The organism is Pedobacter sp. UBA4863 (assembly GCF_002399615.1).
GTDB lineage: Bacteria > Bacteroidota > Bacteroidia > Sphingobacteriales > Sphingobacteriaceae > Pedobacter.
Genome location: NZ_DHDZ01000033.1, coordinates 78,873 through 93,595, shown reverse-complemented (window position 1 = coordinate 93,595; position 14,723 = coordinate 78,873). Strand labels below are relative to the sequence as shown.

The 14,723-nt window shown below is 44.8% G+C and carries 17 protein-coding genes; 3 read left to right on the top strand and 14 right to left on the bottom strand.

Going from position 1 to position 14,723, the window contains the following annotated elements:
* Nucleotides 1-28 precede the first annotated feature (28 nt).
* Nucleotides 29-898 carry a toprim domain-containing protein gene (locus tag B3I52_RS07225; RefSeq protein ID WP_293299935.1) on the bottom strand — a complete coding sequence of 290 codons (870 nt, stop codon included), beginning with the start codon at nt 896-898 and terminating at the stop codon, nt 29-31.
* Between the two features lie 134 nt (nt 899-1,032).
* Here B3I52_RS07225 and B3I52_RS07220 point away from each other — a divergent pair, with 134 nt between their 5' ends.
* Nucleotides 1,033-1,308, top strand: a complete 276-nt coding sequence (locus B3I52_RS07220; protein ID WP_293299933.1) for a hypothetical protein — start codon at nt 1,033-1,035, stop codon at nt 1,306-1,308.
* 155 nt (nt 1,309-1,463) lie between these two features.
* Nucleotides 1,464-3,377, top strand: a complete 1,914-nt coding sequence (locus B3I52_RS07215) for a T9SS type A sorting domain-containing protein (protein WP_293299931.1) — start codon at nt 1,464-1,466, stop codon at nt 3,375-3,377.
* Between the two features lie 128 nt (nt 3,378-3,505).
* Here the strand turns inward: B3I52_RS07215 and B3I52_RS07210 are convergent, their stop codons facing one another.
* From B3I52_RS07210 to B3I52_RS07165, 10 genes are all read right to left on the bottom strand, one after another.
* Nucleotides 3,506-4,318, bottom strand: a complete 813-nt coding sequence (locus tag B3I52_RS07210) for a PRTRC system ThiF family protein (protein WP_293299929.1) — start codon at nt 4,316-4,318, stop codon at nt 3,506-3,508.
* Entirely contained in the window at nt 4,315-5,019 is a 705-nt protein-coding gene (locus tag B3I52_RS07205) for a PRTRC system protein B (RefSeq protein WP_293299927.1), read from the bottom strand. Before B3I52_RS07205 ends, B3I52_RS07210 begins: the two co-directional genes overlap by 4 nt.
* Nucleotides 4,994-6,106 carry a hypothetical protein gene (locus B3I52_RS07200; RefSeq protein ID WP_293299925.1) on the bottom strand — a complete coding sequence of 371 codons (1,113 nt, stop codon included), beginning with the start codon at nt 6,104-6,106 and terminating at the stop codon, nt 4,994-4,996. The genes B3I52_RS07205 and B3I52_RS07200 overlap by 26 nt, the downstream gene beginning before the upstream one ends.
* A gap of 50 nt (nt 6,107-6,156) precedes the next feature.
* Nucleotides 6,157-6,375: a PRTRC system protein C gene (locus tag B3I52_RS07195; protein WP_293299924.1), complete on the bottom strand. Its 219-nt coding sequence runs from the start codon at nt 6,373-6,375 to the stop codon at nt 6,157-6,159.
* A 19-nt stretch (nt 6,376-6,394) separates the two neighbouring features.
* The gene (locus B3I52_RS07190; protein ID WP_293299923.1) at nt 6,395-6,907 is read right to left on the bottom strand and encodes a prtrc system protein e; all 513 of its coding nucleotides are present in this window, start codon (nt 6,905-6,907) and stop codon (nt 6,395-6,397) included.
* Between the two features lie 20 nt (nt 6,908-6,927).
* Nucleotides 6,928-7,218 carry a hypothetical protein gene (locus B3I52_RS07185; protein ID WP_293299921.1) on the bottom strand — a complete coding sequence of 97 codons (291 nt, stop codon included), beginning with the start codon at nt 7,216-7,218 and terminating at the stop codon, nt 6,928-6,930.
* 148 nt (nt 7,219-7,366) lie between these two features.
* The gene (locus tag B3I52_RS07180) at nt 7,367-7,741 is read right to left on the bottom strand and encodes a hypothetical protein (protein ID WP_293299919.1); all 375 of its coding nucleotides are present in this window, start codon (nt 7,739-7,741) and stop codon (nt 7,367-7,369) included.
* A gap of 54 nt (nt 7,742-7,795) precedes the next feature.
* Nucleotides 7,796-8,830, bottom strand: a complete 1,035-nt coding sequence (locus tag B3I52_RS07175; RefSeq protein WP_293299917.1) for a DUF932 domain-containing protein — start codon at nt 8,828-8,830, stop codon at nt 7,796-7,798.
* A gap of 44 nt (nt 8,831-8,874) precedes the next feature.
* The gene (locus B3I52_RS07170) at nt 8,875-9,273 is read right to left on the bottom strand and encodes a single-stranded DNA-binding protein (protein ID WP_293299915.1); all 399 of its coding nucleotides are present in this window, start codon (nt 9,271-9,273) and stop codon (nt 8,875-8,877) included.
* Between the two features lie 11 nt (nt 9,274-9,284).
* Nucleotides 9,285-9,443, bottom strand: a complete 159-nt coding sequence (locus tag B3I52_RS07165) for a hypothetical protein (RefSeq protein ID WP_293299913.1) — start codon at nt 9,441-9,443, stop codon at nt 9,285-9,287.
* Nucleotides 9,444-10,210: 767 nt separating this feature from the next.
* On the opposite strand from B3I52_RS07165, the gene B3I52_RS07160 reads away from it, so the two are divergent.
* Entirely contained in the window at nt 10,211-11,497 is a 1,287-nt protein-coding gene (locus B3I52_RS07160) for a hypothetical protein (RefSeq protein WP_293299911.1), read from the top strand.
* A gap of 92 nt (nt 11,498-11,589) precedes the next feature.
* Here B3I52_RS07160 and B3I52_RS07155 read toward each other — a convergent pair whose 3' ends face one another.
* The 3 genes from B3I52_RS07155 to B3I52_RS07145 form a co-directional block, all read right to left on the bottom strand.
* The gene (locus tag B3I52_RS07155; protein WP_293299909.1) at nt 11,590-13,161 is read right to left on the bottom strand and encodes a hypothetical protein; all 1,572 of its coding nucleotides are present in this window, start codon (nt 13,159-13,161) and stop codon (nt 11,590-11,592) included.
* Between the two features lie 55 nt (nt 13,162-13,216).
* The gene (locus B3I52_RS07150) at nt 13,217-14,083 is read right to left on the bottom strand and encodes a hypothetical protein (RefSeq protein WP_293299908.1); all 867 of its coding nucleotides are present in this window, start codon (nt 14,081-14,083) and stop codon (nt 13,217-13,219) included.
* Nucleotides 14,084-14,431: 348 nt separating this feature from the next.
* A complete protein-coding gene (locus tag B3I52_RS07145; protein ID WP_293299907.1) occupies nt 14,432-14,686 on the bottom strand; it encodes a hypothetical protein in 255 nt (84 codons plus the stop codon).
* Nucleotides 14,687-14,723: the final 37 nt, after the last annotated feature.

The window sequence follows — 14,723 nt, the reverse complement described above, 5'->3', positions numbered from 1 at the left end:
TGTAAGCCGTCTTTGGTATTATTTTATGTCAACTCATATTAACTTTCGATATCCACCATTCATTCAGATCCTTGAAGCCAGAATACATTGTGCTTTTATCCGAATACCGTTCATTTGCCTGTTCCAATTCCCGGCTGCAAATTTGTCCGGTTTCATCCCTGTCCAGATATAGGTCTACATTTTCGTAACCGTCCATAAATTCTATTTGTTCATTGATGAACGAGATGGAATTGAGGATAAGATAATCGCCTTTGTCAAGTTCGTCCTCTCCGAGATTTGTAGCATGGGAAAGGAAATCAAAGAAGCCTTCAAAAACTGATAGTCTTTTTGAACCATTCAGAAACCTCGTCACTGTTTTAGGACTGCTTGCCCACTTGAAAAAGCTACTGCGCAGCTCATATCCTCCAAGGTCATTGGGAAAGCCAATGGCGAAGTATTTCTTTTCGTAGAGTTCAAAATTAACCTGTGCACAGAATAGCCTGGCGACCTTCCATGAAATTCCCCGTTCTTCGAGATACTTTTTAAGACTTGGGTAGGAGAGTTCTGATACTTTTTCTATTAAGATTTTTGGAACTTGTTCAGAAGATATTTCAGTAGAGTTTTGTTGGATAGTTTTTCCGTCAAATGGATTCTCGCTTTCCATGAGCTGGGTAAATGTCCACTCTTTTAGACGAAGGATAAGGTCTATCATATCGCCGCCTTCTCTAGTGCCAAAGTCATACCATCTATTTAGCTTTTGGTCTACCTTGAACGATGCCGTGTTTTCATTTCTCAAAGGAGAAAGGTACCAATAGGATGACCTGTTTAACTTTTCGGGTAAATGCCCAATCATGTTCAGGTAGGAAACAATATCCCTATTCCGAATGTCATCAATCTCTTCCCGTTCCCAATGTTTCATAATCCCCTCGCTTTACTGATTGGTACAAAACTATACAAATGCCAATTGATTGCATTAACACGACCAAATTTTGACTATGTGCAATACGGATAGGCTAAATAAATTTGGACAGTTTAAAATTAAAATACCTAAAGATGATGGAACAAAAAGATGCGGTGAAATGGATGGATACGATAATGAGTATCCCAGGTATGAACGAGGCTGTAAAAGTCGATCTGAAAATTTCAAGAAAGAATGTGTTGATCGTAAGCGCAATTATTGAATACGGTCTTGGTGCAAAGGGCAATGATCGACCAGCATTGTTGCAGGCATTGCAGAAAGCAGAAGTTGAATTGATCAGTACCATAGCGGAGGATTTGCTTGCAAAATCGGGACTGAAAGAGTTCAGTGAAAAACTGAAGTCTCTTTAATTTTGATGTTCGGTCGGCAAAGTGCCGACCGTTCTTTTTTAAACAATTCTGTACATGTTGCAGTTTGGCTCATTAACTGCCAATTAACATCTCTCATCATTCCACTTATCAAATTTCATCCTAATTTCAGTTCATCATCATCTAAAAAAATCATCATGAAAAAATCACTACTATTAGTGTTCGTATTGCTTGTACACATTACCTCAATTGCACAATGGTCCCTGTTAGGCAACCGAACATTTTCTCCAAATATTATAAGGGCCCAATCAATTGCTACGGATAAGATGGGAACGCCCTATGTAGCCTTTTCAGATGGCGGTATCAATAATTTGGCAACTGTTATGAAGTTTAATGGAGCTAACTGGGTTGTCGTAGGTAACAGAGGGTTTTCATTTGACCAGTTTTTGAGCAGTTCAATAGCAGTTGATAAGAACGACAATATTTATGTTGGCTATCCAGAAGGAACTGTGACTACAAGAGCTACCGTAAAGAAATTTAACGGTAGTAGCTGGACTACGGTTGGGACGGAAAGATTTACCCCTAATTCAGCCGGTGGACTTAAACTGACATTAGATACCGGTGGTGTACCATACATCGTATTCATCGATGGTACTACTAATTCACAACCATCGGTTATGAAATTTGACGGAACCAACTGGGTACTGGTAGGAATACCCGGCATGTCTGCTGGAACTGCAAATGATGTGGATATTAAATTCGATCATCAGAACACCCCTTATGTAGCATATCATGAGAGTTTACTTGGTACATCAAAGGTTTCGGTGAAAAAATTTGACGGTAACAGTTGGGTTCAGGTCGGCATCCCAAGATTTTCTCCAAATAATTCCATATTTATTTCACTGGCAATACATCCAGATGGAAGTCCCTATGTTGGTTTTTTGGAAGCTGACAATAAACTACGCTCTGGCGTAATGAGATATAATGGCTTGTCCTGGTCATATGTTGGCGGTACTGAAATCCCTATTGATACTACCTATAAACCGACAATTGCCATAGACCCTGACGGAACACCATTTATGTCTTTTACCGAACGCAATTTCGGCTATAAGGCAACGGTAGTTAGATATAGCAATGGGATTTGGAAGCCTGTAGGACGTCGGACATTTACTAATGGCAACGCTAGTGAAATGGTGTTTACAATCAGTAAGCTCGGGTCACTTTTTATATGTTACCAAGACTCAACAGGAATATCCAATAATGGCTGGTATGCTACGGTGATGACCTTCAATTGTCCACAACAGACTACTGCTAGTCTGTGTTTGGTAACAACGGATACGGTTACAGGCAACAATACCTTGATTTGGGACGCCAGTTCCTATCAGAACATAGATTCTTTCAGGCTTTTCAGGGAACAGAATGGAAACTTTATACAGATCGCAAATGCGATGGGAAATGTAGGTTCCTATATCGATGCATCAGCTTCGCAACAAGGTCAGCCCTTTAGATATAAGCTGTCTACCTTTGATAGTTGCGGGGGATCAACTGATATATCCACATCACCGGCATTCAGGCCAGTCAGGGTTAACTATTCCCATGTGCCGGGAGGAATGGCTTCCCTGACGTGGAATGCTTATGAGGGAATTGTAAATCCAGTCTATCATGTGAGAAGAAGTAACAACAACGGCTCCTTTCAGACCATTGCAAGTTTTCTAATAAGTGGCCTGGATACAACGTTTGTCGATAGCTTTCTTCCTTCTGGCAACAATCGATACCGCATAGAAGCAGAACTTTCCAATCCATGCATTATTAATGGCGTGGTCTATAATCGCACCTATTCAAATATTGATACGGCATGGGCGACCAATGTTCCAGGGTTTAGCAAGATTTTCAGAATTGATATTATGCCAAATCCAGCATCTGATATGGTAAAGCTTACATCTTCAGAACCGATTACAAAAATTGAGGTAATTGATATGGCGGGAAGGGTTTTAATCAGTGAGGTGATGGGAAATGAAATGGAACATATTTTCGATATTTCGATGCTCCCGAATGGAATAAACCTTTTGAGGATCAATGGGCAATTCTTCTATAAAATTGTCAAACAATAATAAGCGGGTTGATGATATGGTGAATCTTATAATCACTTATTTCATCTATACACTACAGCGTTTCTTTGCTTCTTTCTTTGCTGCGCCTGACAAAGAAAGAAGCGCCCCTTGTGGGCGCTTTGGGAAGGCTATGCAACTGGTATCGGCTGTGTCCTGAATGTCTTGAGGTTGTGGAAGAATCCTTTATTGAACAACATTCCCTCACGGAACATCTGCCAGAGCAGAGAACCGCCAAGCTGCGCCAATGTGGGGTTGATGAACAAGTCCTGTTTGCCGAGTGCTTCGGCTACCGAGCAGCTAGGCATATTGTCCGCTGATTCGGATGCCCTTAGCAGGTCGCCATATTCCTCGGTCACAAAACGCATGTCGGGGACGGTCTGATATTTTTGGCTATTTGGCTGCTTTATCCTACCCACCGTAGCGAGCAATACCTGCCCCGTGTCCCTAGCGTTCCCGTAGTCTATCCAATATTTGGGTGAATGCCTTTGTATGTCCTTTTTGTACCTTCCGAGTATCTCGGCAATGTCGAACCGAGCCTTTACGGAGTCCACGCAGGAAATGGTGATTTCCGCCATCGCCAGTTCCTTTTTATCGGCTATTGCCTGCGCATCAAATTTTGCCGTTACCGCTTTCCAGTCCGTCCCGAAAAATCGGTTGACACGGTTGATGAAGACAACGGACTTATGCAATCCGACCTCGTCATCGGTAAATGCCAGCCTTCCCCTGTTGGCATGGGAGATGACATCATCGTCAAATAGCCTGACCATCAGCCCAGGGTGTCCGAGTTCGAGCAGTGCGGTATGTGTCTTTGCCAGTGTGCCAAGCACTTGGCTTCCCGTGCCGCCCGCACCGATAAGGTTGACGATAATAGGGTTGGTGGGATTGAGCAGGTAGCTGTCCACGATATGTACCTTCTGTTTTTCTGTTGCCGTTTCCATCATAACAAGTTTTTAAGAGTGAAGCCCGTAGCCTGCAATACCTTCAGCGGGAAACTACTGCCCGTTTCGACCTGCTGCTGCCAAAGCTGGACGATGTTGCCCTTTACTGGGCTATGGTTGCCAATAAGGTGGCTGAAATAGCTGTTCCAAAAGTAGTCCTGCCATGTGCCGATAAAATCCTGCAAATAGGTACTGGAGTCTATTTCCACATCCACCGTTCCCATGCAGATTTTCCCATCGTTATAGATGTTGAACAACGGGGCGTGGCAGAGTGGGGTATCCCTTTCGGGACGTTTGTTCCTGCTGAGCGCAAAGAGGTACAGGTTTTTCCTGTCCGCTTTCCATACCAATGGCGGAACTTTCGCCATGCCACAGGGGATGCCCAGTCTTTCGATAAAGTAAAGCTGTACCTCGTGCGCAGGAGTGTACCATACTACCGAGCCGTAGGGGCTGACCGAAAGCACGTTCTCGGGCATCATCCCCTTTGGGAAAAGATAGTTGGTGGATAGCTGCCCCACCTGTTTGAACTTTTCCGCCAACCGCTGTATTTCCCTGCTGCCCAATGGGTGGGCATTGATGGGGCTGCCATTGGGGGCAATATCGTAGCTTTCGATATAGATGTCCTCCCTGTTCTTTTGCTCGTAAAAGAGCAATGCCCTAACTGGCAGGTATTCCTGTTCAAATGTCTTGGTGATGTTCCTCATTGTCCAAAATATTTAGCTGTTCCGTAAGTCTGTCCAGCAGTTCAAAAATCCTTTGCTCAAAATCAAATCCGTGTGCATCTTTTTCCTGTGGCTTGTCGAACCACTGGATGCTCTTGGGTTCGTCCGTGTAGCCGATTTCCATAAAATAGGAATTGACGTATTCGTACAGGCTATCGTAGGTGCTGTCGTAGCAGCTCCAGTAAAAGGACACGTACATATCCAACTGGATTATCTGCCCATCCTCCTCCAACTGTTCCCTGTCCAAGCCCCCGATGTCTTTGCAGATGCTACTGCACAGGGAACGCTTGGGATATTGTAGGGCAAGCTGCAACAGGTCATCCGCTATTCCCAAAAGCACTTCGTCCGCCTGCCCCGTTTGGTAACAGGCATTGATGGCTGTGCGCAGCCGCCTGCTCCTGAACGGTGTGCGGAGATAGTCCCAAAGGAGTTCTCCCTGTGCATCGCACTCCTGTAGGTCTGCCCTTTGCTGTTCGGTATATTCTCCATCCTCCCAACCGTCCTCCACCCATTCGTTCATCATTTCGTAGACCGAGCCGATATAGCCGTTCCGATGGTAGGGCACGCCCACGATATGGTAGAGGTAGCGGAACAGTTCAAGCAGCAATTTGACCAAGTTGCTTCCCGCCTCCCTTTCCATCAGACGGCAAAGGGGACGGATAGGGATATAGTACAGGCAATGCCCCGTCCCAAGTTCCCGAGTGGTGGCGATGGTCGCCCTGCGCCTGTAGTCCTGCCCGATGATGACACTGAACTTTTCCCCCTTCAGTAATTCCGCTACTGCGGCATAGGCGGTGGCGATGTTCTTCGGGTAGGAGAGGTGCGCCACATCGGGCAGGGGGATTTGGTACAGGTCGCACAGGTTTTGCAGCGAGCCGAAAAACTCCCGTTCGAGCCTTCCCGACATATCGGGTGGCGTGAGCCAAACGGTGTCGAACCTGTGTTTCAGAAAAACACTGCCGTTAGCTGTGGCGGTGCGCTGCGCTGCCTGTTCTTTTTCACCTCCGCTGCATCGGGCAGTTTTCCGAGGTCTTGCAGATAGCCTGCAAATTGCTGCTGCTGTTCCCATTGCCTTGATTTTTTTTTAATCCTTATAATCCTGTTCCTGTTTTCCATTGTCTATCCCTTTGTTCCCATCGTGGTCTCAAAACGGTAGCAGACCTTGTCGTCCCGAATTTCGGGGCCGACAATCCTTGCTGTGGTGAGTATCGGATAGGACTGTGAATAAAAGTTGAGTACCCCTTCGGGGGTGTAGGTGGCAGAAGGGTCTGCCAGTTCTATTTCGGTGTTGCTTTCCGTAAAGGAGAAGCAGCGTTCCATCTGTGTTGCCAGTAACATAGTCTTTGCGTTTTAAAGGTTAGCTGAAAAGGTTGGGTGCGAACTTTGCCGATAGTTCCGACTTGCGTCTGCGGATGGTTTCCTCCTGTTCGGGATATTCGTTTACCTCCGGCACTTTCATCCAAGCCTCACGGTGCTTGCCCTCGGCTTCCAGTTCGTCCGCTTTTTTCATCGCTTCCTCAAACTTCCTCTCTTTGTCGGTCTTGGATTTATCCTGTTTTTCCTTCCTGTCCTTTTCCATCTTTGAACTGAGCCTTGCCTGTTCCCTTGCCTTGAGGTACTGTTCCATGTTGGTGAACAGGGCATCTGTCTCCTCCAGTGGTCTGCCGATGTGTTCAAAGAATGCGCTGTCCAGTTCCTCTGCCGTTCCCTTGAGCAGTATGGGCGGGACAATCTTTGCTGCGCTGTCGCCCAAGGTGGTATTGACCACCAATATGGATACAATAAACCTTTCGGGCGTTTCCCTTGCTATCGTAATCTTCCAGTCGCCCTTAACCTGTAGGGCGGTGATGGATTGAAAAAAGTTCATCATGACTGTTGTTGTTTTCCGTTCTATAAATATTTCCAAATCCCTATGCCTGCTGCCAACAGCAATAGCAGGTTGGCAAGTATCATGGCCAATCTTTCCAAAAGCGTGATGGCCAAGGCACGGGTATAGCTGCTAAAGTGCTGCAATCCCCCGATGCCCCTGCGCCTGAAGCGTTGCCTGCCTACGATGAAGCGTATCAAAAGTCCCACCGCTGCCATTGCCAATGGCAGGATGGGCATGGCCGTTAATTCCGTTAGCTGTTGCATTTTTCCTCCCTTTTTAGTTGTTCCAATTTTTCGAGTACGTCCGTCCAATACCTTTTCCTGTTTCGGTCATATTCGGCATACCCCCTGTTGGTATGCCGATAGCCCGTAAATTCCCTTGCCTTTGCGATGGCTGCTTCCAAGTCCACGACCGTTATTTCCCTGCCGTCCAAATCCGTGATTTTCACAAGCTGTGTTTTTAACCGAACAATAGTTTCACCGCATCGGCAAACCTTTGGTTCGGGTGCTGTCTTGTGGTGGTGTAGAGGTTGAGGCAGTGTGCCATGACCAGTGCGAGTTGTCCATCGAACAACTGGTCGCCGAACAGTTGCCTGTTTTTGTGCAAGTCCCTGCCATACCTTTTGACAACGGTAGCTATGTCCCTTACCAGTGAGAGCCAAAAATCGAATGTTACTATTCCGTGCTGCCAACGTTTCCTTTCGATGTCCTCGTGTTCTGTAATAGTATCGCAGACGCCCTTTACAAATTCCAGTAGCTGCGGTATCTCGCTCGGGAACAACTGGAACATCAGCTTTGCCTTTTCCACGTTGTTCATTTCTTCCAGTGATTTCATGATTTTTGATTGATGGCAACCGCCCGTGGGGACGGCTGCCGATGAAACAATAGGTTAATTAAGCTGTAGTGCGTCCGCACCATGTTTGGCAAACTCGCTGCACAGGTTGAATGCCGCCTGTCCCTTCTGCTGCCCCGTGCCACCGCAAAGCAGGGAGTTTATCTTCTCCTCGCTAGAGCCGTAGCTGCGCACGTTCTGAAAGTATCCCGTGATGGCGTTGTACGCCCCGAACAGTGTTCCCTTGGTGGTGTCCAGTTGTTGGGAGTCCGCCATCATGCCGTAGCCGAATGCGCTGTAGACCTGATTTTTGTACACTGCCGAGTTGTCATCCATGCGTCCCTCACGGATATTGGTCAATGTTTCCCTGTTGGGCGCAAGAGCCACCTGTATCAACTGCTGCACCTGTTCGTCCGTGATGCGCACCTTTGTCCACTGTTGGAATACCTGTTCCATTATAGGGGAGATTTGGTTGACCATGCCCATGAACCTGTGCGCCTCCTTTAGCTGCTGCGCTGCGCTTGCCGTATGGCGTATGCGCAGGATATTGGAACAGTTGTTCATCGCTGCATTGAGCGTATTGTTGCAGACGATACGCACGGGCGTAAAGGCGATGGTGATACTTTCCTTTGCATCGTGGGAGGTGGTAAGGAACAGGTACTGTTCGATGACATCATCGTTGGACACCTTGATATAGGACGGCAGTTTTGCCGAGATGAAGATGCGTTCCCCCTTGCCGAGTGCGCCTGCCGTTTCGTAGATGATACCCTCGCCCTTTACTATCTCGTCAAAGAATGCGAAAGCGTCCGTGTTCTGAACGACCTCGTACTTTTCGCTCAGTCCGTCACCGAGTATCTCCTCGTTGTCCTCCCTAAAGGTGTAGAACGATGTACTGGATATGATTTCCCTGCCCGATGGCATGTGGTAGGTGTGCGGAGCCTTGATGACCGTATAGTCCAACTGCGCCTGTTGCAGTACCTCACGGCTTGACAGCATTTCCTGTGAAATCTGCCCGAACCCGTGCCAAGCCTTTTCCTTTAAGCTGTAGAATGAATACTTTCCTGTTTCCTCGTTGAAATTAAGATTATGCATGACTGTTGATTTTTGTCTGTAAATGATTGTTGTTAGTTGCTTACTTAGAATGGCAGGTCGTCCACCTGTTGATTGCCACCCGTTGCCTGTGGGACGTAGTGTGTTGCGGGCAATTCCGCTTCCTCTTCCCGTTTTGCATAGGCTGTGACCTTCACGCTGTTGACGTGAAAGGTGAGGCTGCCCACTGCCTGCCCGTCCATGTTGTTGTAGACGTTCATTCCGATGCGCCCCGATACCTCCACGATTGCCCCCTTGCGCAGTACCTTAGCCGCTGCGCTGTTCAGCCAGTAGGAGCAGTTGATATAGGTCGTTAGCTTCTTTTTCTCCGTGCTGCCCTTCGGTCTGTAGCTGTCGTTGATGGCGATGCTGAAACTGACCACCTCTTTGTCCCCTTTTACGCTCCTGACGGTCGCATCCGCCGTTAGTCTTCCCGTGATTTCCATAACACTGTGTTTTAAATGAATAATTGTTTTTCGTTCCGTTCCTTTTTAGCCGTCTTCCCCAAAAGCTGTTTTTCAAAAGAAAAAACGGAAAAAAAGAAAGCACAGGAAGTGTGTCCGTGGGCGGAGCCAAAAGGAAACGGAATAAGTCCCGCAGGGTGGCCACGGGCCATTATGCCGTAGTCTTTTGGCCGCTTTCGGGAAGGAGGAAAGTACGGACACAAACTTCGCTGCCCTTTTTGTCCGTTTCGATTGAAAAACAACCTTTAGCAGCAACCGCCTTTGGGAGTGGAGGCCTGTTCGCGGCACCGCAGCGCAGTGGGGGGCTGCGATCTGGGCGGAAAAGCATTCGGGAAATCTAAGGAAGCACTGCGTGTGCCTTTGGCACTCGGTCAGTGCAAGCTTTGGAAGTCAGGCGCAAAGCATAAGTGATTGCAGCGGCATCTCCCGATATTATCGGGGATATAGCGTAAAGCGCGGACCGAAGGTTATGCCCAGAAAGGGGAGTGAGTATTTATTAATTAGGTGTTAACGCTTGCGGGTTTCAAATTTATATGTATAAATTAGTTCCAAATAATTAAACGTTCACATATTAAATGCTCTAAGCCATGCCAAAAGTCAAAGTCAAGTATGAGCTTACGGTAGATGCTACCGTAACGCTGGAGGCCCTAGCATTGGGAAACCAGGAAATCGATTACAACACGACAACCAAGTACAAGGGAACCCTTGAAAAATCCGTTTAGGCAGACAGCCACCTAACCATTGAAATGCGTTTGAGCGGCCCCGCCGGGAAGTGGAAGCTTGCCGTTTGGGTAAGCAGGGTTAATGAGGGAATTGAAACGGGTGAGTGGATACCATTGTACGGGAATGGAAAGGATGTATTCGAGGGAAACATCAAGAACAAGGTCAGGATTACCGGTAACCATAAAATCCTCTGGCCATGAGCAAATACCTAATTATCGGGGTGCTATTGCTGCCCATGTCCATCAGTGCCCAGATACTGAACCAGGATGCCAGTGGGAAGAGTTCCATCGTTACCGGAGGAAGCTCGCTGAATATAGACATTGCCGAAGGGCTGATGAAGATCAACCATTATGGATATTCCAAGGATAAGACAATATTATACGGTTTTGACCTGCAGGGCAAGAACGAGAGCAATATCGCCACACTTTTCAAGGAAGGCCAGTTTACTCCAAAGGCAGAGCTTTCATTTCTTATAGGGAAACGGTCTGTCAAATTTAGCGAACCACTTTCGGCAAAGCCTGTTGACAATACGGAATTGCAGAAGCTTGGCCCTATTGCCGATGAGGTGTATGAAAAGTTGGTCAAGAAAAATTTTACGGGATGTAAGGACGCCAATGATGTGGAAACTGAAAATTCCAAAAAGTTCAGGAAGGCTCTTGATGACCTGCCCTTGCAGGGGTATGAGAATATAATTGTAAATATCTACGGCCTTATTTCCGGCCTGGACGCCAAGGACACAGAATGTAGCCCGAAGCTCAAAGCGCAGGCAGAGCTTATCATCAATGGTATTAGGGGCGAACTCATTTTTAGTGAGATCGTGAAGTTGAAGGAGCAGATCGAAAGTCGTAGGTCCGCATCTGCTGAATATGTTCCCAATACAACTCTTTTTTCCTACCTGAGAGCAGGTTTCACGGGCCAGGAGTTCAAGTTCGATAGGGGGAAAGTTTTTGGGAGCTATGAAACCCGCTTTTTGGACACCTTAAACCTGGGAGGCTTTGTAGAAATTGGTCTTACAAGGCAATGGAAGATGAACTATATCGGTTTCAATGTGGGGTATAACTATACCAATAATTTCAGTTCGTTGGAGGAAGATGACTATTCGTTCAGTAAGGATACCGCACTTACCGATGGCACCCTGAAGAAGTCCAAGTCCTTCAAGGCATATAGCGGTGATTTTGGTAAGTTGGGCAAGGTATATATCAGTTTTGACTACCTGAAGATGATCGATCTGGGTGAAAGCCACTATATTATGACAGGGTCCTATTTCCGTTCCAATATTTCATTAAAGTCATCATTGGAAAAGAGCAATACGGTGCTGGGTATTGGGGTCAACTATATCAACGGTGCGTCCGGTAGGTTCCTTGGCGGAGTGTACCTGCAAACGGATGATCTTTTTGGGAACAGGGATTTGGGAATGGGAAAGAGTATTCAGTTCGGCGTTACCGCAAGGTTTAGTCTTGGTTCTATTTTCGTCTTCAAATAGACCGATTTATTATTGCGAATAGTTTAGATACCAAAAGGCAGCACATAAATGCTGCCTTTTGTCTTTACCATTTTGTTCTAAATATCCTATCTTTATTTAGCCAGAAATTTTTTCGGTAATGTGAATGTATTAGCAATTTCCAATAGTTGTTCAATCGCTGTTGGGACTTTATCAATATCAATTTTCATAGCAATTTTTTTAGCGAACAGAACTTTGTCAAATTGTGCCTTTTTCTTTTGAAAAAGGAATTTTTTAACGTTCGATAGAAAATCTTTTGAACCATCAAAATCGGTTGCAACAATTGTTTCTCCCTTCGGATACATTTCATTCAGGATCTCGATTGAAGTATTTAGGTCAAACAAGTCTTCAAACGTCCCTTGTTCTATAAATATTATACTGTACTTATCCTTATTGCTCCTGATCATACGTTCTATGTCCTTTCTTTCTTTTTTCGCGTCGGAGTCTAGTAAACATATAATTTTAAGTTTTGGATTTCTGGAGCTGAAATTTTGAAAGTCCGTAGCAAGTTTTTCTTTTGATTTGGAATTATACACTTGTATGGCGCTTTCTTTTAATATAAACCTTTTGCGAAAAGCCAATATTGGAATAGAGGATTCTTCACTTTCACCTTCAACTAGAATCAGGCAATCAGGGTTGTTAACTTTGTTGAGGTTTGGAAGGAAGCTAAATACTTTCGTAGTGAAATCTTCTTTGTAATTTTGTTTAAATTCTGAAAAATAAGTAAGTCCTATTCTTTTTGATAGTTCAAGGTTTTCAAGCAAGTATCGATAAGCCAAAATTTCTTCAGGTAGTTTTATTTCCTGTTTTTCTCCGCAGCATGGACATATCCATGAATCTTTAAAGTTACCGATGTGTTCAGCTACCAGCTTTCTGATTTGTTGAAAATCCTCCAAATATTCCGCAAGTGCTGGATTATTTTCAAATCCATCTATTCCATGTCGTTCAAAAGTTTTATGGTATATCTGAAATAGCGACAAGTGCAAAGGTTCTGGCATCCCAAAATTTGGGATCTCTGGTTTTTCCATGGAAGGGAAGGCCTCTGCTAGTTTTGATGTTTGAACTTTTATAAAATTATTATATCTGCTGTAAAATAGTCCAAGTTCTTGCAGTGGAGGGAAACTCATAAGCCTGAAAAACAGGTGAAGTTGTTCTTTTCGTGTTGATGGCACCATGTCTGAAGGAAGCAGGGCCGACAATTCATTAGGCAGATCAATTTTATCAAAGCCTAATTTGGTAATGATTTCATCATAATTTTCTTCTAACTGGTCTTCTGAAATTTTCAATAAGCTAGTCAGCTTATCTAATTCTTTTGACGTGGAATATTCTTCAGTAAATTCACATATCATGACTGAATATGGCGTACATTCTATTTGCCATTCAAAATTATATTTTTGGTGTGGGAGGTACTTGGTATATAATGTCTCCAAGATGGCTTTCCAGAGCATCTTATAGATATAGAACTTGTCGGTAATTATCAGTTCCTCATCAGCATTAAATTCGCTATTCTCTTCAGTGGTGATTTTGATATGTGATGCTACCAGGAAACTGAGAATGGAGTCTGTTTCAAAATAAATTAGCCTATCAAGGGTGGCTTTTATGATAAGCGGGTAAGTCGTTGAAATTATTGGTTTGAAGTCTACCATTTGGAGAGCGGTTTACATGTGAGAATGTTTTAATGTTTTATTTCAAGAATTAAAGTTAACCTTTAATTCTTTTGGTCTCAATCCAGCCATATACCATTTTGGCTATGCAGTTTGATATCTCTATCATGGCGATAGTCGCTTCGATCCTGGACCTATGGGATACCTTGTTGTCTATTTTGCCTATGAAAGTAGTGAGCGTACTATCTTCCTGGGACACCGATGTAGCATTTGCGATGTGTTTGTCGCTGAAATGTATGAAGCCGGAAGTGCCATCGTATAAGTCTGAGATCCATGGGTGATCTACCGCTGCCATTTCCTTAAGGTAGGCGTCAGTCATCAACTTTCCGTTCCTATCCTTCATCTTCCGGATGATGCCGCCTTTCCAGACTTCCGTAGCAAATGTGTGAGGTTCATTGACAAGCCAGGCGGCGGACAATCTTAAGTAATTATCCAGATGTGGCCTAACGAGGTGTGCGGCGGAAAGGTAATTGGAGGTCGCAATGAGTGTTTCAAAGCCAAAGATCAGGGACAGGCTCCTGTTAAGGACGCCTGAAATGTAATAGTCAAGTGCATATGTTCCCTTGCCAGATGTAATCATGCAGGCGGCCAATTTTTGGAACTTCTTTTCGTATTCCTTAAGTGTCTCCATGTATGTATTTAGAAATCCACTTAAGATTTCCTGCTTTTCGGTATCGGGAATTCCTATTGGTTTTTCGATTAACCTTGCCCAATAATTTCTTGACGAGATAGAGATCACATACAAGTCATTATCTACGAACCAGCCTTTTTCGGCGGTATTGTCCTCCAGTACCAACCTTCCCAAACGCGTTTGTTTGATCAGGTCGGAAGTAGGCTCTTTAGCAAGAAGAACGGGTTCGTCAAGTTCGGGAAAATGTCCCTCGTCAATATTGTACCATTTCATATTAAGTGATGATAGCCTAACATTTCATTGTGAAAGCTTGTATTATATCTTCTAAGTATACGGTTATCCTTTGATAGTTTAGGGCTGTTGTTGAAAAATATCTTAAATTTAAATGACATAATTCCGAATTGGAAAGTACGTTATACTAACCACGATCATACCGCTAACAATAAGATGAATTGAAAAGTTATCGGCTCTGGCAACGGAATACAATGCTTCGCTTTTAACAGGACTAAACGCGTTTGAATCAATTTGTATGCTTGAGATGGATCTTATCTATTTACTTGCGTATCTTGATTTTCGCTTTGATAGAAAGGACTAATTTTTTGATCTAAGCTAATCGCTCCATTAGGATTGTCCTTCGGGGGAGCTGTAAAATTCATTGATGCCCTCGGAAAGCTGCCTTTCATAGGAAAGTATGTCAGCGGGCACAAATTCGGGCATAGCAAAAATAAGGTCCTTGCCATTGTCGCTATGTATATGGAAGCGTTGCTGCTTGCCGCCGACCTCGGTGAATACCTGTAGCAACTGAATCTTCTGAACGTTCATATTGATCATCCTAAATAGCCTGCCGTCAATTACCAGTTCAAATTGAGTCTTCATGCCTCAAATGTACCAATTGGCTAAGGAGCATTTAAAT